The organism is Cupriavidus sp. 05L411 (assembly GCF_056398045.1).
On record NZ_JBFTOQ010000023.1, the window covers coordinates 98571 to 121910 of the forward strand.

Annotated in this window: 19 protein-coding genes and 1 pseudogene; 8 read left to right on the forward strand and 12 right to left on the reverse strand. The window is 65.8% G+C overall.

Annotated features, from left to right (window positions below):
• Positions 1 to 25 precede the first annotated feature (25 nt).
• Genes AC1DQR_RS24760 through AC1DQR_RS24785 form a run of 6 tightly spaced genes read right to left on the reverse strand, consistent with a single transcriptional unit; the run spans position 26 to position 6524 of the window.
• A complete protein-coding gene (locus tag AC1DQR_RS24760) occupies positions 26 to 1063 on the reverse strand; it encodes an ABC transporter ATP-binding protein (RefSeq protein WP_416048630.1) in 1038 nt (345 codons plus the stop codon).
• Entirely contained in the window at positions 1060 to 2070 is a 1011-nt protein-coding gene (locus AC1DQR_RS24765; RefSeq protein ID WP_416048629.1) for an ABC transporter ATP-binding protein, read from the reverse strand. The genes AC1DQR_RS24760 and AC1DQR_RS24765 overlap by 4 nt, the downstream gene beginning before the upstream one ends.
• Positions 2067 to 3017: an ABC transporter permease gene (locus tag AC1DQR_RS24770; RefSeq protein WP_416048628.1), complete on the reverse strand. Its 951-nt coding sequence runs from the start codon at positions 3015 to 3017 to the stop codon at positions 2067 to 2069. The genes AC1DQR_RS24765 and AC1DQR_RS24770 overlap by 4 nt, the downstream gene beginning before the upstream one ends.
• A complete protein-coding gene (locus AC1DQR_RS24775) occupies positions 3014 to 4000 on the reverse strand; it encodes an ABC transporter permease (RefSeq protein ID WP_416048627.1) in 987 nt (328 codons plus the stop codon). The genes AC1DQR_RS24770 and AC1DQR_RS24775 overlap by 4 nt, the downstream gene beginning before the upstream one ends.
• Positions 3997 to 5490 (reverse strand): NAD(P)-binding domain-containing protein, encoded by a 1494-nt coding sequence (locus AC1DQR_RS24780; protein WP_416048626.1) that lies wholly within the window; start codon positions 5488 to 5490, stop codon positions 3997 to 3999. The genes AC1DQR_RS24775 and AC1DQR_RS24780 overlap by 4 nt, the downstream gene beginning before the upstream one ends.
• Positions 5487 to 6524: a LysR family transcriptional regulator gene (locus tag AC1DQR_RS24785; RefSeq protein ID WP_477133970.1), complete on the reverse strand. Its 1038-nt coding sequence runs from the start codon at positions 6522 to 6524 to the stop codon at positions 5487 to 5489. The genes AC1DQR_RS24780 and AC1DQR_RS24785 overlap by 4 nt, the downstream gene beginning before the upstream one ends.
• A gap of 183 nt (positions 6525 to 6707) precedes the next feature.
• On the opposite strand from AC1DQR_RS24785, the gene AC1DQR_RS24790 reads away from it, so the two are divergent.
• Complete coding sequence (locus AC1DQR_RS24790) at positions 6708 to 8288, forward strand: glycine betaine ABC transporter substrate-binding protein (RefSeq protein ID WP_477133975.1); 1581 nt, start codon at positions 6708 to 6710, stop codon at positions 8286 to 8288.
• A gap of 6 nt (positions 8289 to 8294) precedes the next feature.
• Here AC1DQR_RS24790 and AC1DQR_RS24795 read toward each other — a convergent pair whose 3' ends face one another.
• A complete protein-coding gene (locus AC1DQR_RS24795) occupies positions 8295 to 9710 on the reverse strand; it encodes an aminotransferase-like domain-containing protein (RefSeq protein WP_416048623.1) in 1416 nt (471 codons plus the stop codon).
• A gap of 187 nt (positions 9711 to 9897) precedes the next feature.
• Between AC1DQR_RS24795 and AC1DQR_RS24800 the strand changes: the two genes are divergently transcribed.
• From AC1DQR_RS24800 to AC1DQR_RS24810, 3 genes are all read left to right on the forward strand, one after another.
• The gene (locus AC1DQR_RS24800; protein WP_150990214.1) at positions 9898 to 10083 is read left to right on the forward strand and encodes a DUF2970 domain-containing protein; all 186 of its coding nucleotides are present in this window, start codon (positions 9898 to 9900) and stop codon (positions 10081 to 10083) included.
• Between the two features lie 136 nt (positions 10084 to 10219).
• Entirely contained in the window at positions 10220 to 11524 is a 1305-nt protein-coding gene (locus AC1DQR_RS24805) for a cytochrome c (protein ID WP_416048622.1), read from the forward strand.
• A 37-nt stretch (positions 11525 to 11561) separates the two neighbouring features.
• Positions 11562 to 13415 carry a flavin monoamine oxidase family protein gene (locus AC1DQR_RS24810; RefSeq protein ID WP_477133971.1) on the forward strand — a complete coding sequence of 618 codons (1854 nt, stop codon included), beginning with the start codon at positions 11562 to 11564 and terminating at the stop codon, positions 13413 to 13415.
• A 24-nt stretch (positions 13416 to 13439) separates the two neighbouring features.
• Here AC1DQR_RS24810 and speG read toward each other — a convergent pair whose 3' ends face one another.
• Complete coding sequence (gene speG, locus AC1DQR_RS24815; protein WP_183036417.1) at positions 13440 to 13982, reverse strand: spermidine N1-acetyltransferase; 543 nt, start codon at positions 13980 to 13982, stop codon at positions 13440 to 13442.
• A gap of 182 nt (positions 13983 to 14164) precedes the next feature.
• The gene (locus AC1DQR_RS24820; RefSeq protein WP_416048620.1) at positions 14165 to 14950 is read right to left on the reverse strand and encodes a TatD family hydrolase; all 786 of its coding nucleotides are present in this window, start codon (positions 14948 to 14950) and stop codon (positions 14165 to 14167) included.
• 215 nt (positions 14951 to 15165) lie between these two features.
• Here AC1DQR_RS24820 and AC1DQR_RS24825 point away from each other — a divergent pair, with 215 nt between their 5' ends.
• The 3 genes from AC1DQR_RS24825 to rpoD all read left to right on the forward strand — a co-directional run bounded on the left by AC1DQR_RS24825 (position 15166) and on the right by rpoD (position 19144).
• Complete coding sequence (locus tag AC1DQR_RS24825) at positions 15166 to 15501, forward strand: helix-turn-helix domain-containing protein (protein ID WP_416048619.1); 336 nt, start codon at positions 15166 to 15168, stop codon at positions 15499 to 15501.
• Positions 15491 to 16816, forward strand: coding sequence for a type II toxin-antitoxin system HipA family toxin (locus tag AC1DQR_RS24830; RefSeq protein WP_416048618.1), 1326 nt, complete (start codon positions 15491 to 15493; stop codon positions 16814 to 16816). Before AC1DQR_RS24825 ends, AC1DQR_RS24830 begins: the two co-directional genes overlap by 11 nt.
• A gap of 366 nt (positions 16817 to 17182) precedes the next feature.
• Positions 17183 to 19144, forward strand: a complete 1962-nt coding sequence (rpoD, locus tag AC1DQR_RS24835) for an RNA polymerase sigma factor RpoD (RefSeq protein WP_253932086.1) — start codon at positions 17183 to 17185, stop codon at positions 19142 to 19144.
• Between the two features lie 94 nt (positions 19145 to 19238).
• Here rpoD and AC1DQR_RS24840 read toward each other — a convergent pair whose 3' ends face one another.
• Together AC1DQR_RS24840 and AC1DQR_RS24845 are read right to left on the reverse strand one after the other, a co-directional pair.
• Positions 19239 to 19952, reverse strand: a complete 714-nt coding sequence (locus tag AC1DQR_RS24840; RefSeq protein ID WP_416048617.1) for a DUF1294 domain-containing protein — start codon at positions 19950 to 19952, stop codon at positions 19239 to 19241.
• A pseudogene (locus AC1DQR_RS24845) lies at positions 19876 to 21016 on the reverse strand (tyrosine-type recombinase/integrase). Before AC1DQR_RS24845 ends, AC1DQR_RS24840 begins: the two are co-directional and overlap by 77 nt.
• Positions 21017 to 21157: 141 nt before the next feature.
• On the opposite strand from AC1DQR_RS24845, the gene AC1DQR_RS24850 reads away from it, so the two are divergent.
• Positions 21158 to 22195 (forward strand): DNA-binding protein, encoded by a 1038-nt coding sequence (locus AC1DQR_RS24850; RefSeq protein ID WP_477133972.1) that lies wholly within the window; start codon positions 21158 to 21160, stop codon positions 22193 to 22195.
• A gap of 135 nt (positions 22196 to 22330) precedes the next feature.
• Here AC1DQR_RS24850 and AC1DQR_RS24855 read toward each other — a convergent pair whose 3' ends face one another.
• On the reverse strand, positions 22331 to 22720 hold the full coding sequence (locus tag AC1DQR_RS24855; protein ID WP_416048614.1) for a nuclear transport factor 2 family protein: 390 nt from the start codon (positions 22718 to 22720) through the stop codon (positions 22331 to 22333).
• Between the last annotated feature and the right edge of the window lie 620 nt (positions 22721 to 23340).

Below are 23340 nucleotides of genomic sequence, written 5' to 3' on the forward strand. Positions count from 1 at the left end.
CAGTTAGCCAACAGATGGCCGACCGTCAGCCAGCCTCGTTCAGGTGGCAGGCGCTGAGATGGTTCACGGCGATGCCGCGCAGGCGCGGCACCTCGGTCCGGCAGCGCGCCATGGCATGCGGGCAGCGCGGATGGAAGTGGCAGCCCGGTGGCGGCGCCAGCGGGCTGGGGATCTCGCCTTTGATCGCGGTGAAGGTCTTGTGGCGCGAGTCCAGGCGCGGGATTTCCGCCAGCAGCGCCTGTGTGTACGGGTGGTTGGGCCGCCGGAAGATGTCTTCCGTCGGCGCGCTCTCCACCACGCGGCCCAGGTACATGATGACCACGCGGTCCGATACATGCTCGACCACGCCAAGGTCGTGGCTGATAAAGAGATAGGTCAGGCCAAGCTGCTCGCGCAGGTCCATGAACAGGTTGAGCACCTGCGCCTGGATCGACACGTCCAGCGCGGCCACCGCTTCGTCGCACACCAGCAGTTCCGGTTGCACGGCCAGCGCGCGTGCAATGCCGATGCGCTGGCGCTGCCCGCCGCTGAACTGATGCGGGTAGCGCTGGCGCAGGGCCGGGTCCAGCCCGGCGCGCTCCAGTTGGGCGCTGACGTAGTCGTCGAAGCCGGCCGCGTCCACCAGGCCGTGCAGGCGCGCGCCTTCTCCGACGATGCGGTCCACGCGCAGGCGCGGGTTGAGGCTGGCGTACGGATCCTGGAACACCATCTGGATCTTCAGCCGCAGTGCGCGGCGGGCGCTGGCGTCCAGGCCCTCGATGCTCTGGCCGTCCACGTGGATTTCCCCCGCTGACGGTTGCAGCAGGCCGGCCACCATGCGGCCAAGCGTGGACTTGCCGCAGCCGGATTCGCCGACCAGGCCGACCACTTCGCCACGACGGATCTGCAGGTCCACGCCATCCACGGCATGCGTGACCGGTGCGGGTTCCGACCAGCCCATGCGCTGCAGCGCGCGGCCAATGCGGCCGGGATGCTGCTCGCCAAAGCGCTTGGCGAGATCGCGGGCATCGATCAGGGCGGGTAATTGCGGCTGCTCGCCGGCAGCGTGTTCAGTCGGCTTCATGCGAACTCCGCGGCAATGGCCGGTTGGCCCGGATGGAAGCAGCGCACCTGGCGCAGGGCTTGCGGCGAGGTGATGGCGGGCGCCTGCGCGCACACCTCGGAGACGCGCGGGCAGCGCGCCGCGAAGGCGCAGCCGGGCGGCATCGCCAGCAGGTTGGGCGTCATGCCGGGGATCTGGCGCAGCCGCTGGCCGCGCTTGTTCAGGCTGGGCAAGCTGCCGATCAGGCCGGCGGTGTAGGGGTGCAGTGGATGGTCCAGCACGGCATCGACCGGCCCTTGCTCGACGATGCGCCCGGCGTACATCACGGCGACTTCATCGGCCAGCCCGGCCACCACGGACAGGTCGTGCGTGATCCAGATCAGCGCGGTGCCGTGCTGGCACGCCAGCTTCTGCACCTCGGACAGGATCTGCGCCTGGATGGTGACGTCCAGCGCGGTGGTGGGTTCGTCGGCAATGATCAGGTCGGGCCGGTGCAGCATGGCGATGGCAATCGCCACGCGCTGGCGCATGCCGCCGGAGAGCTGGTGCGGATAGGCGCGCAGGCGCTCCTCCGGGCTGGGGATGCCCATCATGCCCAGCGTGTCGCGCGCCAGTTCGCGCGCCTGCTTGTGGCTCGCCGGGCTATGCGCGCGCACCGCCTCGATCATCTGGGCGTCCACTCGCATCACCGGGTTGAGCGTCATCATCGGATCCTGGAAGATCATCGCGATGCGGTTGCCCTGCAACTGGCGCAGCTCCGCAGGCCGCATGCTGGTCAGCTCGCGTCCCTGGAACAGGATCTCGCCACCGACGACGCGTCCCGGCGGATCCACCAGGCCCATGATGGAAAACCCTGTGACCGATTTGCCGGAGCCGGATTCGCCCACCAGCCCGAGAATGCGCCCGCGCGGCACGGTGAAAGAGACGTCGTCGACTGCCGGCAGCACGCCGGCGCGGGTTTCGAAGTGCGTGCGCAGGTGGCGGACCTCCAGCGTCGGCACGGCGTTGTTGATGTCCGGCGCCGTCATTTCTGCAACCTCGGGTTGAGCACGTCGCGCAGGCGGTCGCCCACCAGGTTGATGGCCACCACCGTGACCAGCAGCGCGATGCCGGGGAAGAAGCTGATCCAGTACTCGTCGGACAGCATGAACTGGTAGCCGTTGGCAATCAGCAGGCCCAGCGAGGGCTCGGTCACCGGCACGCCCAGGCCAAGGAACGACAGCGTGGCCTCCAGCGTGATGGCGCGCGCCACCTGCAGCGAGGCAATCACGATCAGCGGCGGCAGGCAGTTCGGCAGGATATGGCCCACCACGATGCGCCAGTTGGAAATGCCCTGGCCGCGAGCGGCTTCCACGTACTCGCGCCGGCTTTCCACCAGCGCCTGGCCGCGCGCGGCGCGGGCGTAGTAGGCCCACTCCAGGATCACGAGCGTGAGCACCACATTGGTCACGCCCTTGCCGAGGAAGGCCAGGATCATCATCGCGACCAGGATCGACGGGAACGACAGCAGCAGGTCCACGGTGCGCATGATCATGCTGTCCACGCGGCCGCCGGCATAGGCGGCCAGCAGGCCAAGCAGGGTGCCAATGACGCCGGCGATCAGCGCCGAGCCCACGCCCACGCTCAGGCTGATGCGCAGGCCGTAGAGGATGCCCGAGAAGATGTCGCGCCCCTGGCCGTCGGTGCCGAGCCAGTAGCTGTAGGTGCCGGTGCCGCTCGGCGTGCCGGGCGCGAGGCGCGCGTCCATGACGTCGAGCTGGAGCAGGTCATACGGATTCTGCGGGGTGACCAGCGGGGCAAAGACCGCGGCCAGCACCAGGATCCCCAGCAGCACCAGGCCAAACACGGCGGTGCGCGAGGCGAAGAAATCTGCCGCCATGCGGCGCCACGGCGATTCGCGGCGCAGCGCCTGGGGCGCCGCCGGAGCGGCTGTGGCGGCTTTGGCGGCTTTGGCGGGGTTGTCGATGGCGCTCATGTGGCGGCCTCCAGCCGCACGCGCGGGTCGAGCAGCTTGTAGAGAATGTCCACGATCAGGTTCAGCGTGACAAACAGGCACACCACCACAATCAGGTAGGAAACGATCACCGGGCGGTCGAGCGCGTTGATGCTGTCGAGGATCAGCTTGCCGGCGCCCGGCCAGGCGAAGATGCTCTCGGTCACCACCGCGAACGCGATGGTCGAGCCGAACTCCAGCCCCAGCACGGTGACCAGCGGAATCATCGTGTTGCGCAGCACATGGCCCAGCACCACGCGGATCGGCGACAAGCCCTTGGCGCGCGCGAACTTGACCCAGTCCTGCGGCAGCACCTCGCGCACGCCGGCGCGGGTCAGCCGCAGCACCAGCGACACCTTGAACAGCGACAGGTTGATGGCCGGCAGGATCAGGTGGCGCAGGCCGTCGGTGGTCAGCCACGACCACGGCACGCCCAGCCACTCGGCGGTGGCGCCGCGCCCACCCGAGGGCAGCCAGCCCAGCCGCACGCTGAAGCCCATGATCAGCATCAGCCCGACCCAGAAGGTCGGCAGCGAGAAGCCGACGATGCTGCCGGTCATCAGCAAGCGCGACACCGGATGCTCCGGATACAGCCCGGCAAACAGGCCGCAGGGCACGCCCACCAGCACCGCCAGCAGCAGCGCCGCCACGGCGAGCTCCAGCGTGGCGGGCAGCCGTTGCAGGATCAGCTCGATGGCGGGCACGTTATAGACAAAGCTGTTGCCCAGGTTGCCGTGCAGGGCGCCTTGCAGGAAGGCGAGGTACTGGCGCCAAAGTGGCTGGTCCAGCCCCAGCCTGGCGATGATGCGCGCGCGCTCGACCTGGTCCACGTCCTGGCCGATCAGGATATCGACCGGGTTGCCGATCGCGTGCAGGCCGGCGAACACGATCACCGTCATCGCCAGCACTACCAGCAGCGATTGCGCCAGCCGCTTGGCCAGCCATCGGATCGGCCAGCGGCTCATGATGCGTTCGCCGCGTCGCTGGGCAGCGCCGGGGGTGGCCCGGCGGGGACCCACTCATCGCCGAACACCTCGGGCTCGTCGAAGGCTTCCATATTGGCGTAGTGCAGCGCCACGTCCTCCTGGTAGAGCAGCGCGGCGATGCCTTGGCCGAGGCGCCTGGCGCCGTCGCTGATGGCGGGGATGTCGCCCGATACCGTGCCGTGCGTCAGCGCCGCCGGATAGCAGAAGCAGTGGATGCGCGACAGGCCGGGGCATGCGTGCGTCGTCTTCTCCAGGAATTCGAACGCCGGGCCAAGGTCCGGCGAGTCCGACAGTTCCTGGTCTTCCTGCCCCGCGGCCGGCGTGTAGCGGTCACGCCAGTAGCGGATATGGCGGGCGAAGGCACCGAACTCCTCGCGCGTTTCCAGCGCGATGCGAAAGCCCGTGGAGAAGATCAGGAAATCCAGCTCGAACGCGCCCTTGGGCGTATGCACCAGCAGCGCGTCGCCGGCCTGTTCGATGCGCTCGATGGGGCAGGCCAGGTTGAAGCGTGCATTCTCGTGCCGGGAGACGCGCAGCGTGCTGCCGCGCGGCGGTGGCACCTGCTGCGCGTTGATGTAGTGGCGGATGCGCCATTTCCAGTCATCCGGCAGGCTCGGGTGGCCATGCGTGAGGCCAGGGTTGCCCGCGCCCTTGCCCTTGTTGACGCGCGGGATGTCGGCGCGCCGGATCAGCAGGTCCACGCTGGCCGCGCCCGCTTCCAGCGCGGTGGCGGCGCTGTCCATGGCCGACGCGCCGGCGCCGATCACGCCCACGCGCTTGCCACGCAAGGTGTTGTAGTCGAACACATCGCTCGAGTGCGTCCAGCGCGAGCGCGGCAGGTCCTGCGCGAAGGGCGGCACATGCGCGCCGCCCAGGCCGTCGCGGCCGGTGGCAAGCACCACGCGGCGCGCCAGCACGCTCAGCGTGCCGGCGGGCGCGCGGATTTCCAGGGCCACCATGCCATCGGGGCGGGGCACCACGCGCTCGACCACATGTTCGTTGCGCACATCCAGGTCCAGCACCCGGCGGTACCAGCGCAGGTAATCCATCCATTGCAGGCGCGGGATCTTGTCCAGCGCTTCCCAGGCGTTGGTGCCGAACTGCGCCTCGAACCAGGCGCGGAAGGTCAGGGCGGGCAGGCCGAGCGCGGGGCCGGTGAGTTGCTTGGGCGAGCGCAGCGTTTCCATGCGCGCGGTGGTGGCCCAAGGGCCTTCGAAGCCTTCCGGCGAACGATCGAAGATGCGCGCATTGATGCCCAGGTGCTTGAGCGTAGCCGCCGCGGCCATGCCGGCCATGCCGCCGCCGATCACGGCAGCGTCCAGCACCGGCTCGCCGTCATGCGTGCGCGCCACGGTCCAGCTTTTGGCCGGGAGTTCCAGCCAGGACAGGTCCTGGCGCAGGCGCGCTTCCAGGGCGGCAAGGCCGGCGGCGTTGGCGGCAGCCGGGAAGGTGTCAGCGGGCGAGTTCATAGGTCGGTGTGTTCCGTGTCGTAGGGCGTGCCGGCGGCCGGCTCGGTGGCGGTGGCGTCGCCATACAGCGCTTGCAGCAGCGCGCCGTGCTGTTCCGGGCCGCGCTGGGCGAAATCCGGCAGCAGCGCGCGGGCCGCGCCGGCCAGCGTGTCGATCAGCGCCAGCACCGCCGCGCTGGCCGGCCTGGCCTGCGGGGTGATCACGCCAAAGTAAAAGGGAATGTCGGCATCGATCGGGCGCACCACGATATCGGCCAGCGGCACGCCGCGCGCGGTCACTGGCTCCAGCACGGCAATGCCCAGCCCGGCGCGCACGGCGGTGAGCGCGTTGAGCGAGGAGTTGGTGTCGATCAGCGCGGCCGGCTCCACCCCGGCGCGGGCAAACGCCTCGTCCAGGCGGCGGCGCAGCCGGTAGGGATTCTGCATGGTGACGATGCGCCGGCCGCTGCAGGCGGACAGCGGAATCGTAGCCAGCGCCGCCAGGGGATCGTCGGCACGCACAGCGGCCACGCAGGCAGCTTGTCCGATCCAGTGCACGGTGACGCCGCGATGCTCCAGCGGCAGGCTGGTCAGGCCGATCTCGGCCGCGCCGGTCAGCACCGAATGCACGACTTTTTCGGGGGAGGCGCTATTGATATGGATGTGGCTGGCGTGGGCTGCCCCACTTGCCGCCCCGGCCGTCGCATGGTCCGGCTGGTGGCCGGCCAGGGCCAGGGGCAATAACCCGGCCGCCAGGGCCGGCGTGGCCGCGATCTGCAGCGAGCGGTTTTCCTCGCGGGCGATTTCGGCGGCGCGGGCGCGGATCTGCTGCAGGCCAACCAGCGCGTGCTCCACGTCCTCGTACAGCAGGAAGCCGCGCTCGGTCGGGCTGACGCGCGGCCCGCTGCGGGCGAATAGGGCAAAGCCGATCTCGCTTTCCAGCTCCTGGATCAGGCGCGTGATGGCCGGCTGGGAGCGCCCCAGCAGGCGCCCGGCGGCGGTCACGCTGCCGCTGGTCATGACTGCCGCGAAGGCTTCCAGTTGCCGGATTTCCATGGGGGCCCGAGTTGCTGATGCTATGTATGTGTTTTGTGGATTCTCGCCCCGCTAGCATTCGGATTGCAAATACTATTTTCGTATGTGCTCATGCGGCACAAAGCGGTTGCGCGCCGGCGTCGCCGTCGCGGCCATGCACGTATCATGTGATGAACCGGCCCAGCAGTCCGCGTGCCACGCACCATGCTCAGGAGAGCGCTTCATTTGACCTTGCAACCCGGAATCCCCCGCCGTACCGAGCCTCGGCTGGCCTTGCTCCTATGCTGGGCATTGGCCTGTTTGTCGCTGCTGGCCACAGCCGGCACGGCCAGCGCCGATACCCTGCGGGTCGGCTCCAAGCGCTTTACCGAGTCCTACATCCTCGGGGAGGTGCTCACCCAGACCGCCGCGGCCCAAGCCAGTGCGCAGCACACGCCCGGCCTTGGCAATACGGCGATCGTGTTCGAGGCGCTCAAGGCCGGCAGCATCGACCTCTATCCGGATTACACTGGCACCGTTTCCAGTGAAATCCTCAAGCTGCCCGCCGGCGCCAGCCTGGCGCAGATCAACCAGGCGCTGGCGCCGCTGGGCCTGGCGGCGGGGATTCCGCTTGGCTTCGAGAACACCTATGCGCTTGCCATGGAGGAGCGGAAGGCCCGGCAGCTCGGGCTGGCGGCGCTGGGCGACCTGGCCGCGCAATCGCAACTGCGCCTCGGGCTGTCGCATGAATTCCTGGGCCGGGCGGACGGCTGGCCCGGGCTGGCGCAGCGCTACGGCTTACCCCAGCGGCCCCTGGGGCTGGACCACGGCGTGGCCTACGAAGCCCTGGCCAACGGGCAGGTCGACGCCATCGATATCTATTCCACCGATGCGAAGATCCGCAAATACGGTCTGCGCGTGCTGACGGACGACCGCCACTACTTTCCCCGCTATGACGCCGTGGTGCTGTACCGACTGGACCTGCCGCAGCGCTTCCCGGCCGCCTGGCAGGCATTGACGGGGCTGGCCGGCAAGGTGAGCGCGGCGGACATGATCGCCATGAATGCCGCGGCGGAACTGGATGGGCAATCCTTTGCCGCCGTGGCGCGGGCCTTCCTGGCGCAAGGCAACGCCAGCGTGGCGGATGCAACGGCAAGCGCGCGGGCGGGCCTTGCCGGCACCTTGTTCGGGCGCGATACCTTGCGGCTGACCTGCCGCCACCTGGCCCTGGTGCTGGGCGCGGTTGGTGCGGCCAGCTTGCTGGGCGTGCCGCTTGGCATCGTCGCCGCACGCCGGCAGCGGCTGGGGCAGGTGCTGATGGCCACGGTGAGCGTGCTGCAGACCGTGCCGTCGCTGGCCCTGCTGGCGATGCTGATCCCGCTGCTGGGGCGCATCGGCGTCTGGCCGGCGATGGTGGCGCTGTTCCTCTATGCGCTGCTGCCCATCGTGCGCAACACGCTGACCGGCTTGCAGCAGGTGCCAGCCGGCATGCGCGAGGCAGCGCGCGCCCTGGGCTTCACGCCCGGCCAGGTGCTGCGCTATGTGGAGCTGCCGCTGTCGATGCCGGTGCTGCTGGCCGGCATCAAGACCGCCGCCATCATCAGCGTGGGCACCGCCACCATTGCCGCCTTTGTCGGTGCCGGCGGCTATGGCGAGCGCATCGCCACCGGGCTGGCGCTGAACGACCATGTGCTGCTGATGGCGGGCGCCATCCCGGCCGCGGTGCTTGCGCTGCTGGTGCAGGCCGGCTTCGAGCTGGGCGAATGGTATCTGGGCAGGCATGCCCGGGGCGGGACGGTAGCCTGACGCGCCCTATTGCAATTGCGCCTTCGCCAGTTCGCCCAGCTTGGCCACGGCGGCTTCCACGGCATCGCTCCACAGGTGGCCATAGTTCAGCCGGATGCAGTTGCGATAGCCTTGGCGCGCTGAAAAGATCGGGCCCGGCGCAATGCCGATGCCATGTTCCAGCGCCGCGCGATGCAGCGCCAGCGCATCGAATCCGGCCGCAAACTCCACCCACAGGAAGTACCCGCCGGCGGGCTGCGAGACCCGCACGTTCTCCGGGAAATGCCGGCCGATGGCCGCGATCAGCTGGCCCTGCTGCATCTCCAGCAGATGGCGCAGGCGCCGCAGGTGCTTGTCGTAGCCGCCGTTCTGCAGGTACTCGGCCAGCGCCACCTGCGTAGGTACGCCCGCCGACAGCGTGGTCATCAGCCGCAGCCGCTTGATTGCCTCGCCATACCGCCCGGGGGCCACCCAGCCCACCCGGAAGCCCGGCGCCAGCGTCTTGGAAAACGAGCTGCAGTGCATGACCAGCCCTTCCTGGTCGAAGGCCTTGGCGGGCAGGGGGCAGCGATTGCCGAAATACAGCTCGCCATAGACGTCATCCTCGATCAGCGGTACGCGGTGGCGCGCCAGCAAGGCTACCAGCGCCTGCTTCCTGGCCTCGGACATGCTCGCGCCCATTGGATTCTGGAACTGCGTCATGAACCAGCAGGCCTTGATCGGATGGCGCTGGAGCGCGGCATCCAGCGCGTCCAGGTCGATGCCTTCGCGCGGGTCCACCGGGATCTCCACCGCTCGCAGGCGCAGCCGCTCCAGCGCCTGCAGCGCGGCATAGAAGCCGGGGGACTCGATCGCCACCACGTCGCCGGGCTGGGTCACCGCCATCAGGCACAGATTCAGCGCTTCCAGCGCACCGTTGGTGACGATGATCTCGTCGGTGGGCTGCGGCGCGCCCGCGCCGAGGTAGCGCAGGCCGATCTGCTGGCGCAGGGCGAGGTGCCCGGCGGCCATGTCGTTGACGGAATACCAGGGATCGAGCTCGCGCCCGGCCCGGGCCAGCGATTTGCCCAGCCGCTCCCAGGGGTACAGCTCGGGTGAAGGGAAGGCCGAGCCAAGCTGGACGAGCTGCGGATCGCGCGCCGCGTCCAGCACAGAGAAGACCAGCTTGGAAATATCAACGTCGGTCGAGACCTGGTGCGAGGGCCGCACAGCCGGTTGCGGCAGCGGCCGGCCGACCTGGCCGGTCACGTAGTAGCCAGAGCGCTCGCGTGCCCGCACCAAGCCACGCTCCTCCAGCCGGTAATAGGCCTGGAACGCGGTGGCGGGGCTCACGCCGAACTGGGTCACGGTCTTGCGGATCGACGGCATCTTGGTGCCGGGCGGCAGGTTACCGTTGCGAATGTCCTTGGCCAGCGTTTCCGCCAGTTCTTCATAGCGTTTCATGGGGGCAGGGGGCGTTGCCGTGGCGTAGCGATGAGCGCAGTCTCAGGCGCTCAAACTGATACGCAAAATTATCGCAGATCTGATTCTGTTATTCCTTGCCAGCCGACGCCATAATCCCCCGTAACTACCAAAAGCCAAAGCGCCGCAAGGTCACGCGGCGGTTGGCAAGCATGTAAGGAAGAGCGAAATGAACCCCTTGAGATTGGTGCTCACGGTATTGTGGGGATTCTTTGGCCTGCGCAAGGGCCAGGAACATATGCGCGACCTGCAGGCCGTGCGGCCAGTGCCGTTGATCCTGACGGGGGTGGCGCTGGCGGCGGGGCTGGTGCTGCTGCTCGTGTCGCTGGCGCACTGGGCGGTGACCCACGCCTGAGCCGCGAGCCCGCCAATTCCTCCCGAGCCCAAGGGGCCTCCAGGCCCGCCACCACGAAGTACAGCCCGCCGCGTGCGGGCTGTGCACGTTCGCCGTACTGAATGCCATCGCGGCGCTTAAAACGATAAACAGCCCCATGAGCCTTGCCACAAGGCGGTTTTCCGCTACCGTTGCCTTTGCTGTCCTATTGCTGGCGCCATGCTTCGCGGCGGCAGCTGACGCCCCCGGTGCCGCGCAGATCGAGCGCGGCCGCTACCTGGCCAAGGTTGCCAATTGCGCGTCCTGCCACACCAGCGCCGGCGGCGCGCCGTTTGCCGGCGGCTTGCCGTTGAAGACCGGCGTCGGCACCGTCTACTCGACCAACATCACGCCGGACGTGGACAGCGGCATTGGCGCTTACTCGTTCGAGGAATTCGACCGCGCGCTGCGCGAGGGCGTGGCCAGGCATGGCAAGCGGCTGTATCCAGCCATGCCTTACCCGTCCTACGCCAAGCTCGCCGAGCCGGATGTGCAGGCGCTATACGCTTATCTGCGCACCGAAGTGAAAGCCGTGCGGCAACAAACCGCCGAGCCCGAGATGCGTTGGCCGTTTGGCATGCGCTGGCTGCTGCGCGTCTGGAACTGGCTGTTCCTGGAGTCTGGCCCGGTTCCTGCCAATGCGGGTCAGAGCGTCGCGTGGAATCGCGGGGCTTACCTGGTCCAGGCGGTGGCCCACTGTGGCGCATGCCATACGCCGCGCGGCATGCTGATGGCCGAGAAGGGACTGGACGAGCGCAGCCGGCACTTCCTGGCCGGCGCCAGTGTGGAAGGCTGGGCCTCCACCAACCTGCGCGGCGATCCGCGCACCGGGCTGGGCAGCTGGTCGCGCGAGGACATTGCCGAATACCTGCATACCGGCCGCAATGCGCATGCGACTTCCTTCGGGCCGATGTCCGAGGTGATTGCGTCGTCCACGCAGTTCATGACGCGCCCGGACCTCGATGCCGTTGCGGTGTACCTCAAGTCCGTGCCCGGCGCGCGCAGCGACGAAACGCCGTATGCCTATGACGCCAATACCGCCGACACGCTCGCGCAGGGCCGTTTCGATGCCACCGGCGCGCGCCAGTACGCCGAGTTCTGCATGCCTTGCCATGGTGCCAACGGCAAGGGCTTTGCCCGCGTTTTCCCACCGCTGGCGGGCAATCCCACCGTGGTGGATCCCGATCCGACCTCGCTGGCCAACCTGCTGCTCGATGGGGCCGTGACAGCGCACGTGGGCACCGCGGCCACCGATTACCATATGCCCGGCTATGGCTGGACGCTGGACAACCAGGAACTGGCGAATGTGCTGACCTTTATCCGCACAGGCTGGGGCAACCAGGCCAGCCCGGTCAAGGAAGCGACTGTCGCCGCCCGCCGTGCCGCGCTCGGGCGCCAGCGCGACGCCGCCGAATCCCGTTGAGCCCGCGCGCCACCTACATCAAGCGAATCCTATTGCCATGACTATCACGCGCAGAGATTTCCTCAACGGCGCCGCACTCACCATTGCCGCGGGGCTGGCGCCGTCCCAGCTATTGCAAGCCGCCGAACGCGGTGCCGGCTACCCGCCCGCGCTGACCGGGCTGCGCGGCAACCATGCGGGCACCTATACGCTCGCGCACAGCCTGGCGCGTGAGGGCGCCAAGTATCCCGCCGTCATGGCACGCGAAGTCTACGACCTGGTGGTGGTGGGTGGCGGGCTCAGCGGGCTGGCGGCCGCGTGGTTCTACCAGCGCCGCTTTGGCGCCGGCAAGCGCATCCTGATTCTGGACAACCACGACGATTTCGGCGGGCACGCCAAGCGCAACGAGTTCACCGTGCGCGGGCAGAAACTGGTGACGTACGGCGGCAGCGCCGAGATGCCATCGACCGCGCTGGACAGCCGCGCGGTGGCCACGCTGCTGGCCGGCCTCGGTGTAGACGCAAAGCGGCATCAAGCCGCCGAACGCGACCCTTACCGCGAACTGGGCATGGGCCGCTCGGTGTTCTTCGACCAGGAGCATTTCGGCCGGGACCAGTTGCTTGCCGGCGATCCGTTTGCGGGGCTGATCGATAGCCGCAATGGGATAACCGCGCAGGGGGTAGGCACGCAGCCTGTGGATGCCGCCGCCTTCAAAGCGTTCCTCGACAAGGCGCCGTTGCCCCAGCAAGACCGCGCCGCGCTGGCGCGGCTGGCCGATGGCGGCACGGATTACCTGGCCGGCATGAGCGAAAGCGAGCGGCTGGCCTACCTGAAGCGCACCAGCTACGCGGCGTTCCTGCGCGAGAAGGCCGGCCTGGGGCTGGATGGACAGAGTTTTTTCCGCAGCCGCAGCAACGATGCCTATGCGCTCGACGCCGACGGCGTGTCCGTGTTCGACGCGCTGGCCATTGGCCTGCCGGCGGGCAAGAACATGCCACCGCCCAGCCTGAATCCGCGCCTTGGCAAGTCGCCCGCGTCAAAGCTCTGGTTTGCCGACGGCAACGCTACGCTGGCGCGGCTGCTGGTGCAGAACCTGATCCCGGGCGTGGCAAGCATCGCCAGCCCCGATGCCATCGGCGCGGCCAGCTTCGACTACAGCCGGCTCGATGCCGAAGATGCAAAGGTGAGGGTGCGGCTGAACAGCACAGCCATCGCCATAGAGCCCGACCAGCGCATCACGCGCGTGACCTACGGCTGGAATGGGAACCTGCACCGGGTCGAAGCCGCGCATGTGGTGCTGGCGGGCTACAACATGATGATCCCGTTCATCATGCCCGGCCTGCCGGACGCGCAAAAACAAGCCTTGCGCTCCGACGTGAAGGCGCCCGTGGTCTACACCAAGGTGGCGCTGGACAACTGGCGTGCCTTCGAGGCGCTCAAGACCAGCCGCATCCACGCGCCGGCCATGGCCTACACCGACCTGTGGCTGGAGAAGCCAGCCGGCGCGCGTCCGGCAGATTCGGTGGTGCTGCATATGCTCTATGTGCCCACCGTGCCGGACAGCGGCATGCAGGCGCGCGAGCGCTTTCGCGCGGGGCGCGCCTTCTTGCTGGGTACGCCGTTCAGCGAACTGGAGAAGGGCGTGCGCAGCCAGCTCGATCGCATGCTGGCGCCAGGCGGCTTTGCCGGCAAGGATGTCATCCGGGGCATCACCGTCAATCGTTGGGCACACGGTTACAGCTATATGCCCAACAGCTTGTTCGAGGAAGAAGCGGCGGCGCAGGCCGTGCTGGATCGCTCGCGCGCCCGCGCTGGCAATGTGGTGATCGCCAATAGCGATAGCGCGGGCAGCCCGTCGTTGACGTCCGCCATTGATCAGGCGTGGAGGGCGGTGGGCGAGTTGGCTGGCTGATGGGGGGAGCGCGGCAGTGGTTGTTCAGCGCTGCCGTGGTCGCGACGCAAGGTAGTCGCGCTGGAAGGCGCACATGCGCAGTGCGTTGTGATACGCGCCATAGCTGAAGAATTCTTCCCGCAGCTCGCCCTCACGCTGGAAGCCGCATTTCTCGTAGATGTGGATCGCCTTTTCGTTCTGCACGTCCACGATCAGGAACAGCTTGTGGAGGTTCAGCACCATGAAGGCGTAGTCCATGGCAAGCCGCGTGGCCGTGCTGGCATAGCCGCGGCCCTGGCTGGCGGGTGCCACGATGATCTGGAACTCGCCGCGCCGGTGGATATGGTTCAACTCCATCAGCTCGACCAGGCCGACGGCCTCGCCGTCCAGGTTCTCGCAGATAAAGCGGCGCTCGCGCTGGTCGTGCACGTGGCGGTCGTATAGCTGCGACAGCTCGGTGAAGGTCTCGTACGGCTCCTCGAACCAGTAACGCATGATCTTGGCGTCGTTGTTGAGGCTGTGGACGAAATGCAGATGGCTGCGCTCCAGCGGGCGCAGGAGCAGGTTTTGGCCGGTTTCGGTCACCATCGGTGGGCCCTTCTTGATTGTTCTTCGATTGATGGGTCGGCCCAAGCCATCGTGGATCGGTTGGAGACACAAGACTGGCCGGGCGAAGGTCTTTTGGACTCGCCCGGCTATGGGCGGGTTCCAGTGTAGTGCGGGCACGTTCAGGCGCAAAGCGTGAAGTGACTGATGTGGAGCGGAGCGCATCAGGCCGGAATGCCAAACAAGCGGCGGCTGTTGCGGGTGCACTGATCCGCCACTTCGCGCATGCTCAGCCCCTTCAACTCGGCGACCGCTTGCGCGATCCAGGGAAGATTGGCGGGCTCGTTGTAAGGCCGCCGGTTCTTGTGGTTTTTCGGGCCGAGATAGGGCGCGTCCGTCTCCAGGTGCAGGTGCTCGAGCGGGATGGCTTGCACGGCCTCCCGCAGCGCCTGGCCGCGCTTGATATCCGTGACCCAGCCGGTGATGCCGATGTCCAGGCCTAGCGCTACGAAAGCGGCTGCTTCATCGGCTGCGCCAGTGAAGCAGTGCACCACGCCGTGGGCGCCCGCGCGCACGGCGGGTACGACCATGGCGTAGAAATCGTCGAAGGCGTCCCGGCAATGGAGGAACAGCGGCTTCTTCCAGCGCACCGCCGCCTCGAGCTGTGCCTCGAAGGCGTGGCGCTGGTCGGCTGGCGTCGAGAAGTTGCGGTTGTAGTCCAGCCCGCATTCCCCGATCGCCACCACGTCAGGGCTCTCCCAAAGCGCCTGGAGGGACTGCAGGGCTGATGGTGACCAGTCCTTGGCGCTGTGCGGGTGGATGCCGGCCGTGGCAAAGAGAAAACGGGGATGCCGGCAGGCCAGGTCGCGTGCCTTTCGGCTTGATTCCAGCGAGGTGCCGGTGGCAAGGATGGCGACTACGCCCGCTGCCGTGGCCCGCTCCAGGATCACGGCGGTGTGCGGGGCAATCTGAGAGGAGTGGAAGTTCACGCCAATGTCGATCAGGTGCATGTCTCTGGCTAAGGGGTGGCCGGTGGTTCGGCAGGTATGCAGTCTAACCTCTTGGATATCGCGCCCGTGCAGGCTTCTTAGTGTTTCATATATTGAACATTATCAGAAAAATAGCCAATATCGTTCTATCTGCGGCACATTACCTTGATTCAATATTATGTTTCATATACAGTACATTAAATGTGTTTCAAGGCTTAATGTTTTATAGGTGGCATATGAATCTCGCCGAACTGGGGGAGGCCTTTAAGCACGCCAGGCTTCTTGCCAACAAAACCCAGCAGGAAGTCGCGGACTCCAGCGGGGTGCCGCGTGCGCGGATCAGCCGGTTCGAGACCGGCGGCTTGCCGGAGCTGGGCGCCGTGAAGCTGCTGAGCCTGTTTGAAGCCGTCGGGCTTGAGCTGCTCGCACGGCCTGCCGGCCACCGAAGGACCCTTGACGACGTGCTGGCAGAGTCCGAAGCAGGCAATGCCGCTGCGGGAGACCTCCGCCGGCGGGTCAGGCACGCCCATAACAAGCCCCAGGCAGCCACGGGGAGGGCGGATGAGCGCTAAGGTACTGGACGTCTACGTGAATGCAACGCCAGTTGGCACGCTGGTCGAAGAGGCGCGCGCGAGCGTTTTCACCTACCTGCCAGACATACAGGCGCACAACCTCGTCTCGCTCCTGCTCCCAGCGCGGGCAGAGTCATATAAATGGGCTGCCGGATTGCTGCCTTTTTTTCAGATGAACCTGCCCGAAGGGTACAAAAAAGACTTGGTGCGCCGAAAACTTGGCGCCCATGCCGACGTGAGCGACCAGGGCCTGTTGGCACTGACCGGCGCGAACGGGATCGGCAGGGTCAGGGTGGTGCCCCGTGGCGTATCGGTGGACGCCCCCGCCTCCAACCTGGACATGGCGAGCCTGCTCGCCGCAACAGGCTCGCGGGACAACCTGTTGCGGCAGCTGGAAGCCGGCATTACCGAAGGTGTCTCTGGCGTCATGCCGAAGATGCTTGCCAGGCCAGAGGACAAAGCCACGGTCTGGACCGACGCGTTCATCCTGAAAACCGGCCCGGCCGACTTGCCCGGCCTGTCTGTCAATGAATTCCTGTGCCTGGAGGTCGCGCGGCATGCGGGCCTGGAGGTCCCCGAGACACAACTCTCGGAGGATGGGGAGGTGCTGGCCATCCGGCGTTTCGACCGGCTGGCCAACGGGGGCCGRCTGGCGGTCGAAGATTTCTGTGCACTCAAGGGGCTGGATCCCGTCAATAAGTACAAAGGCAGCCTTGAGGACCTGGCCAAACTGTCGTCGATTTACGTCAGTGCCCCACATCGCAAGGACAGCGCGAGGCGGCTGTTTGCGCTGTTGCTCGTGAACTATGCGCTGCGCAATGCAGACGCGCACTTGAAAAACTTTGCAGTGGTCTATACCTCCGTAGAGGATGTGCGGCTGGCGCCGGTTTACGACATTGTCACGGTGACGGCCTACCCCGAGTACCAGGCAGATATTCCGGGGTTGCCGTTGGCCGGCAAGCGGACCTGGGCATCCGGGCAGTGGTTGACCCAATACGGCGGTGCCCGGTTGTCGCTGTCCCGCACCGACATGGCGGCGTGCGTGGCGCAGGTGACCGAGGCGGTTCAAAAAGTGCTGCCGATGGTAGCTGAGTGCGCTGGCCGCTACCCAGAATTCCGGGAAATCGCCAAGCGGATGCTGGCGGCATGGGCGCAAGGGCTGGAGGACATCAAGCCGGATGCGCGGCCGGGGAAATCGGCGCCCGCCCCGTTAGGAGAAGAAACCGGCCTTTCYGGGCCCGGTAGCCTGGCTGGCAAGAAAAAAACAAATCTGTATGTAAATCCTGACGGTGCTTTCGGTCACAAGGCTCGATGAGGCTATATGGAATCTTTGCGTCACATATTTCGGGTAATTTGCCCGTTTTGTGCGTGAAAATAGGGCTATTGCCTAGCATGGAGTGACATGGCAACGCAAATTTAAGAGGGGTTGAAGGGCCTCGGCGATGCGGTAAAAAACTTTTAGCACGTGCTGCGTCGCACCAACGAATGTAGAATATCGCCCTTTGGCCTAAACGAGCGCGGACCACCATACTGGAAGAACCCGGTAGTGGTGGCGTCAGCCATGCATCTCTCGGCAGGCATCCATCCTGTGACGGCTTTGACAGCCAGAGGTGCGTTGGGTGTACCCTCGTACGGGCAACAGCAACAGTTAAGAAGTAATTCAGCAAGGGAGCAGCAGTTAATGGCGAGTGGCGCACAACGGACGGTGGCAGAAACAAAGACAGCATTGACCGGCAAAAAGCCTGTCGGCAGGGGTGCGGCGTCCACGACTCAAGCTGATCCCGCAACCGAAGCAACGGAACGCAGCCAGCAGCTGCGCGCGCTGATCCAGCTGGGCAGGGAGCGAGGCTACCTGACGCACGCGGACATCAGCGACCATTTGCAGGGCAATTTCACGGACACCGCGGCGATGGAAAGCATCGTCAGCACGTTCGCCGAAATGGGCGTGACGATCTATGAGCAGACGCCGGATGCCGAAGCGCTGCTGCTGCGCGACAGCGCGGTCGCCGCATCTGACGACCAGGCCGATGAAGAGGCGGAAGTCGCGCTCTCGACGGTCGACTCGGAATTCGGCCGCACCACCGATCCGGTGCGGATGTACATGCGGGAAATGAGCTCGGCAACGCTGCTGACCCGCAAGCAGGAAGTCGAGATCGCCAAGCGCATCGAGGACGGCCTGAACCGCATGGTGCACGCCATCGCTGCCTGCCCGTCCACCATTGCGACGATTCTTGAGCTGTCGGAGCGGGTCGCCCGCGACGAAACGCGTATCGACGAGCTCGTCGACGGCCTGATCGAAGGGGAAGGCGAAGTCGCCGAAGCCGAGGAAGACACCAGCCGCGACGAAGTCGTCGCCGAGGATGAGAGCGCCTCGGACGAGCCCGTCGACGAAGGTGCGGCCGCGCAAGCCAACGAAACCGCCAGCCTGGCCAAGCTGCGTGACGATTGCCTGACCCGCTTCGCTCGCGTCGCCAATCATTTCGAAGCCATGCGCAAGGCCTACACCGCGCACGGCGTGGAGTCCGAAGGCTTCCTCGTGGCACAGCTTGCGGTTCGGGAGGAACTCAAGTCGATCCGCTTTACCGCAAAGACCATCGAGCGCCTGTGCGCCGATGTGCAGACGGTGGTGGAAGAAGTACGCGTGGTCGAGCGCCAGATCCTGCAACTGATGGTCGAGCGTTGCGGCATGCCCCGTGAGGAGTTCATCGAACGCTTTCCGGGCAACGAGACCAATCTCGCCTGGGGCCGCGCGATCGCCGGAGAGTCGCGTTCGTACAGTGACTCCGTTTCCCGCAGCTTGCCGGACCTCGAAGCGCATCAGCAAAAGCTGATCGACATCCACGCCCGCGTGGTGCTGCCGCTGTCGGAACTGAAGCTGGTGAATCGCCAGATGCTGGCGGCCGAGCGGCAGATGCGCCAGGCCAAGCACGAGATGACGCAGGCCAACCTGCGCCTGGTCATCTCGATCGCCAAGAAGTACGTGAACCGCGGCATGCAGTTCCTGGACCTGATTCAGGAAGGCAACATTGGCTTGATGAAGGCGGTCGACAAGTTCGAGTACCGTCGCGGCTGGAAATTCTCCACCTATGCAACTTGGTGGGTTCGCCAGGCCGTGACGCGCGCGATCGCCGACCAGGCCCGGACCATCCGGGTGCCGGTGCACATGATCGAGACGATCAACAAGCTCAACCGGATCTCGCGCGAAATCATGCAGCGCACCGGCAAGGCTGCGGATCCCGCTGCTCTGGCCGAGCGCATGGAGATGCCCGAAGAGAAGGTCCGCTCGATCATGAAGATCGCGAAGGAACCGGTTTCGATGGAAACGCCGGTTGGCGAAGACGGTGACACGAGCCTGGGCGACATGATTGCCGACTCCGACACCGCGTCCCCCGCCGAAGCCGCGTTGCATGCTAGCCTGCGCGCCACCGTGCGCGAAATGCTCGACGATCTGACGCCGCGCGAGGCCAAGGTGCTGCGCATGCGTTTTGGCATCGACATGTCGACCGACTACACGCTGGAAGAAGTCGGCAAGCAGTTCGATGTGACCCGCGAACGGATTCGCCAGATCGAAAGCAAGGCGATGAAGAAGATGCGCCATCCCAGCCGCGCTGACCATCTGAAGGCGTTTCTGAAGGAAGGCTAATCAGGGTTCTGCCCCGGCGCGCAGGCGCATGCCGGGCGAAGGCTGGTCGAAGGGGGTTGCGGCAAAGTTAAAGGCCGTAACCCCCTTTGCTATTTCAGCCAGGCAAGTACGTCTTCCACATGACGAGGACGCCAAGGTTCAACGCAACGGTGCCCCAGAAGACCAGCTGGAACTCTTGCTTCCGATTCTTGTGGCGCAGCAGGTGCTGCGCGGCAAGTGCGCCCGGCCAGCCTCCGCACAGCGCCAGGAAGTGCAGCCTGGCCTCGGGCGTGCGCCAAGCATCGTGTTTGGCGCTGTTCTTGTCGAGCGCGTAGGCAAGGAACGCAACGGCACTCATCACAAGGCTGACGAGGCCGGCATATCGTGGCAGGTATCCGCTAAGGGCGCCGCCCGCAATGGCCATCAGCGCCGCTGCCGCCAGGAAGGCAGGCAGCAGGTTTGGCCGGCTCACCTGGCTTTGCCCCTTCGGCGCGCCCAGTATCGAGACGCTGGTGGCTCGCACGCGGCCGTCCTTGTCCTTGCCCAGTTCAAGCGTCACGCGGTCGCCCGCCTTGGGCTGGACGGCTCGGTGCTGCAACGCGGTGATGTGAAAGAAGATGTCTTTCAAGTCCGCATGGATATCGATGAAGCCGTAGCCCTTGTCGGCATGCCAGGATTTGATGCGGCCCGCTTTTTTCATTTTTGCTTGTCCATCGGCGATACGCATTCTAGCTCCCCCTTGATCTGCATGGTCATTGTTCCTGCTTTGTGCCCCAACCCAGCCGGTGGCGCTCCTGCGTGGCCTGGTGCCGTGCATCGTCTTCCGCATGCAGGTATGCGCTGGTTGTGGCGATGGACGCATGTCCGAAGTTGTCCCGCACGAAGCGCAGGTCGACCTGCCGATCCGTCATATGCGACCCGGCCGTGTGGCGCAGCCAGTGTGCCGAGGCGCTGGCCAGCACCTCGGCGCGGCTTGCCCATTCGGGTCCGCGCGCGCGCAACTGCTCTGCCGCCAGCGCGAAGATCTCCTTGAGCACCAAATGCAGCGCGCCACGCGACAGGGCGCGCTCGCGCCCGATCACGGGCAGCACAATGGGGCGATCCTCGCCGGGGCTTGGCGCAGACGGCAGACCGTTGGCGTTGCGGTAACGCGCCAGCTCCGCCATTAGCTCATCCGTGGCCGGCACTAGCCGCGTCTTGTTACCCTTGCCCGTCACCTCCATCCACCACCGCTCCAGGCCCTGGCTGTCGCGCCGACAGAAAAATGCCCCCATGCGCGTGCTGGCGGTCGCGCTCGGTCTCGACCGGCATGGCATCGGTGGCGTCCTTGACCGCTTGCCACATGTCGTGGCTCAGGTAGCGGGTAATGCGCGGCTTGGGCAGGCTGCGCCGGCTGCGCGCCAGCGACAGTGGGTTGCCGGCAAGGTAGCCCGCGTCGACCAGCCAGGCGAACAAGCCGTTGAGGATCACCATGGTGTGCCGCGCGCTGACCGGGGAGAGCGGCCCGGCAAACGGCCGCCACTCGGGCGCACCACGCGCTAGTTTCTTGCGCGACGCCATCACCCAGCGCCAGGCTGGCTGCGGGTCGGCCAGGAAGCGTTCGTACACCAGTAAATCCTCATGTGTGAGCGACGACAGCGGCTTGCCATGCTGCATCACGGCCCATAGCAGTAGCCGCTCTACCTCGCGCCGATAGGTCTGCAGGGTAGTGGGCGTGTCAGCATAGCGCGCCAGCCAGGCAGTCACCGCAGCCAAATCCTCCGCGGCCGAGATCTGCGGGGTGCCGCCGCGCGCCCTATTGGTGCCGGCGGCGCCGGATAGCTCGGCGGGCACGCGCAAGCGCTCGATCGGGGTGGCCGGCAGGGTGGCGAGGGGCAGCTGGCTGGATTCCATGGGTGAGGCGTGAGTCGCGTTTTCAAATTAGGCGTAATTATAGACAGAACAACAGTTATGTCTAAAATTTGTCTTATAATTCAAGATGTTTTACGTATTACGTAGTAATATTCATGAATTGCCGGATCTTATCCCTAGCCCATGACCACTAGCCTAGAAACCACGGCAAACGAGCAAATCCTGCAGGGTGACATCGTCAAACTGCGCGAACGCTTCCCGGAAACACGTGCTCTCTATCGAGAGGTGTGTGGATTGCTGTTCTTCCGTTACGGCATCACGCCCACCGCCAACAAGCTCTACGGGCTGGTGCGCAAGGGCAGCATGGGCACACCGACCGAGGTGCTGGCGCAGTTCTGGCAAGACATGCGCGACAAGATGCGCGTGACCATCGCCCACCCCGAGTTGCCGGACGCACTCAAGCAGATCGCCGTCGATGCCGTGCAGTCGATCTGGCAAGCCGCCAACGAGGCTGCCGCCGGCGAACTGGCATCGCTGCGCGTGGAGGCCCGACACCAGGCGAGCGAGGCCGAAGCGCAGCGCGACCAGGCGCGGGCCGCTCTGGTAGTGGCCGAGCAGGAGAAGGTCCTCATGCAAGCTGAACTCGGTACCGTCCGGCAAGCGCGTGTGGCGTTACAAGGGGAACTGGAAGCCGAGCGCCAGGCCCATGCAGCCGCGCGGGCGCGTCAGGAGGAGGGCAAGCGCCAGATCGAGGCGCTCGAGCGCCAGTTGGGCGAAATGCATGCACAGTTCTCGACGGACCTGGAGCGCACCCACGAGCAGGTCGCGGTGGCGCAGGAACGGGCCAGCGCCACTGAGCGCCGCGCGCTACGCGAGATTGATCAGGAGCGCACGCTGCGGCAGAAGGGGGAGCAGGTGGTGGCGGAGTTGCGCTCCGAGATGGCCGCGGCGCAGGTGAGGGCGCAAGACGCGGCCGTCGCGGGCGCGGAGGAGCGGGTGCGCTTGCAGGCCGAGCGCGACACGCTCAGCCGGCAGTGGGTGGAGGCGCAGCAGGCGCTAGCGGAGGGGGAAGTGGCGCGGGAGCGCTTACGGGCCGAAATCGAGGTGGCGCTGCGGCGGGCCGAACGTGCGCAAGCCGAGGCCACCGCGACGCGCCGCCTGGTGACGGCCAGGCGCCTGGCGCCGGTGACGCGTACCAAGTTCAAGCCCGGACCGGCTTGAGAGCCCGCCGCGATCGACGCGTTTGGCTTCGAAAGCCCATGCACGGATTGCAAGGCTTCGAACTACTTGGCCAGCTAGCGCGAGTTGCCGGCGGGTAAAAAGCCTGCGGAGCGCCGCGTGAAGGCAGATGGCGGATTATTTTTTCGGCGGCGCTGCGCTGAACGTCTTGTTGGCGATCTTCCAGACGCCGTCGATTTCCAGGAGCGTCATGTAGTCCGTGAAGGTCACTTCCGGATACTCCAGCACGACCTTGGCAGTGCCGGCGTTGCCGGTGACGTCGAAATGCGTGATGTAGCGCTTGCGTTGTGCTTCATCTGCCGCGGGCTGGCCCTGGAAGCGCGCGGAAAACTCATCGAGGGTCAAGGCGTGCAACTTTCCCTCGCGAAACGAGATGATCCTGGCATCCGGGTGGAACGCCTTGCGCATGTATTCCGCATTGCCGGTGATGTGGGCTTGCAGGTAGTTTTCGATCGGCTCAAGAGCGGCTACGTGTTGTGATGTCATGCCGGGGGTGCTGAATGTCATGTTGTCTCCAGATCTATGAATCCGCCTGGCCGTGGCCTGAATAGCGGGCGTCAAACCATAAAATTGCATTCTATTATTGCATACAATATGTTCGGCTCGGAGATCCGTGCCGTTCGGCTCTGGCCGGAGCCCGCTGGGCAGGCGGTCGGTGCCCCCATCGTCATTGCACAAGTGCTCTGCGGTGACCTTCATCCCGCGGCGACAAAGCTTGGGGCAAAAAATCTTGGAAAAAAACTTGCCAGCGTTGCGCGAACGACCTAGTATTCGCTCCCCCTCGCGGCACCAGGCTCAGCTTCAGGGCAGGGCGGTAGAGTTCGCGGGGGCTGCTAGTGGGAAAGGTGAGTAATACGCATAGCGAAACTTGCCCGAGCAAGAAAAGATTAAAAAAGTATTGATGAAACGCAGATAATTCTTTATAGTCTCGTTCCTTCGCTGCAGCAAACGCAGCGACGCGGTAAGCAAAGCGAACCGYGGCAAGTTCTTTAACAAACAAACAACCGATAAGTGTGGGCGCTTGATAGCGGATGCGGAAGACTTCGGTCTTTTAGCTTACAAGTTATAAAGTGCTCGCACAGTAAAACATGTTGGTTATGTCCGGGGTGCAAATCGCGGATGTAACC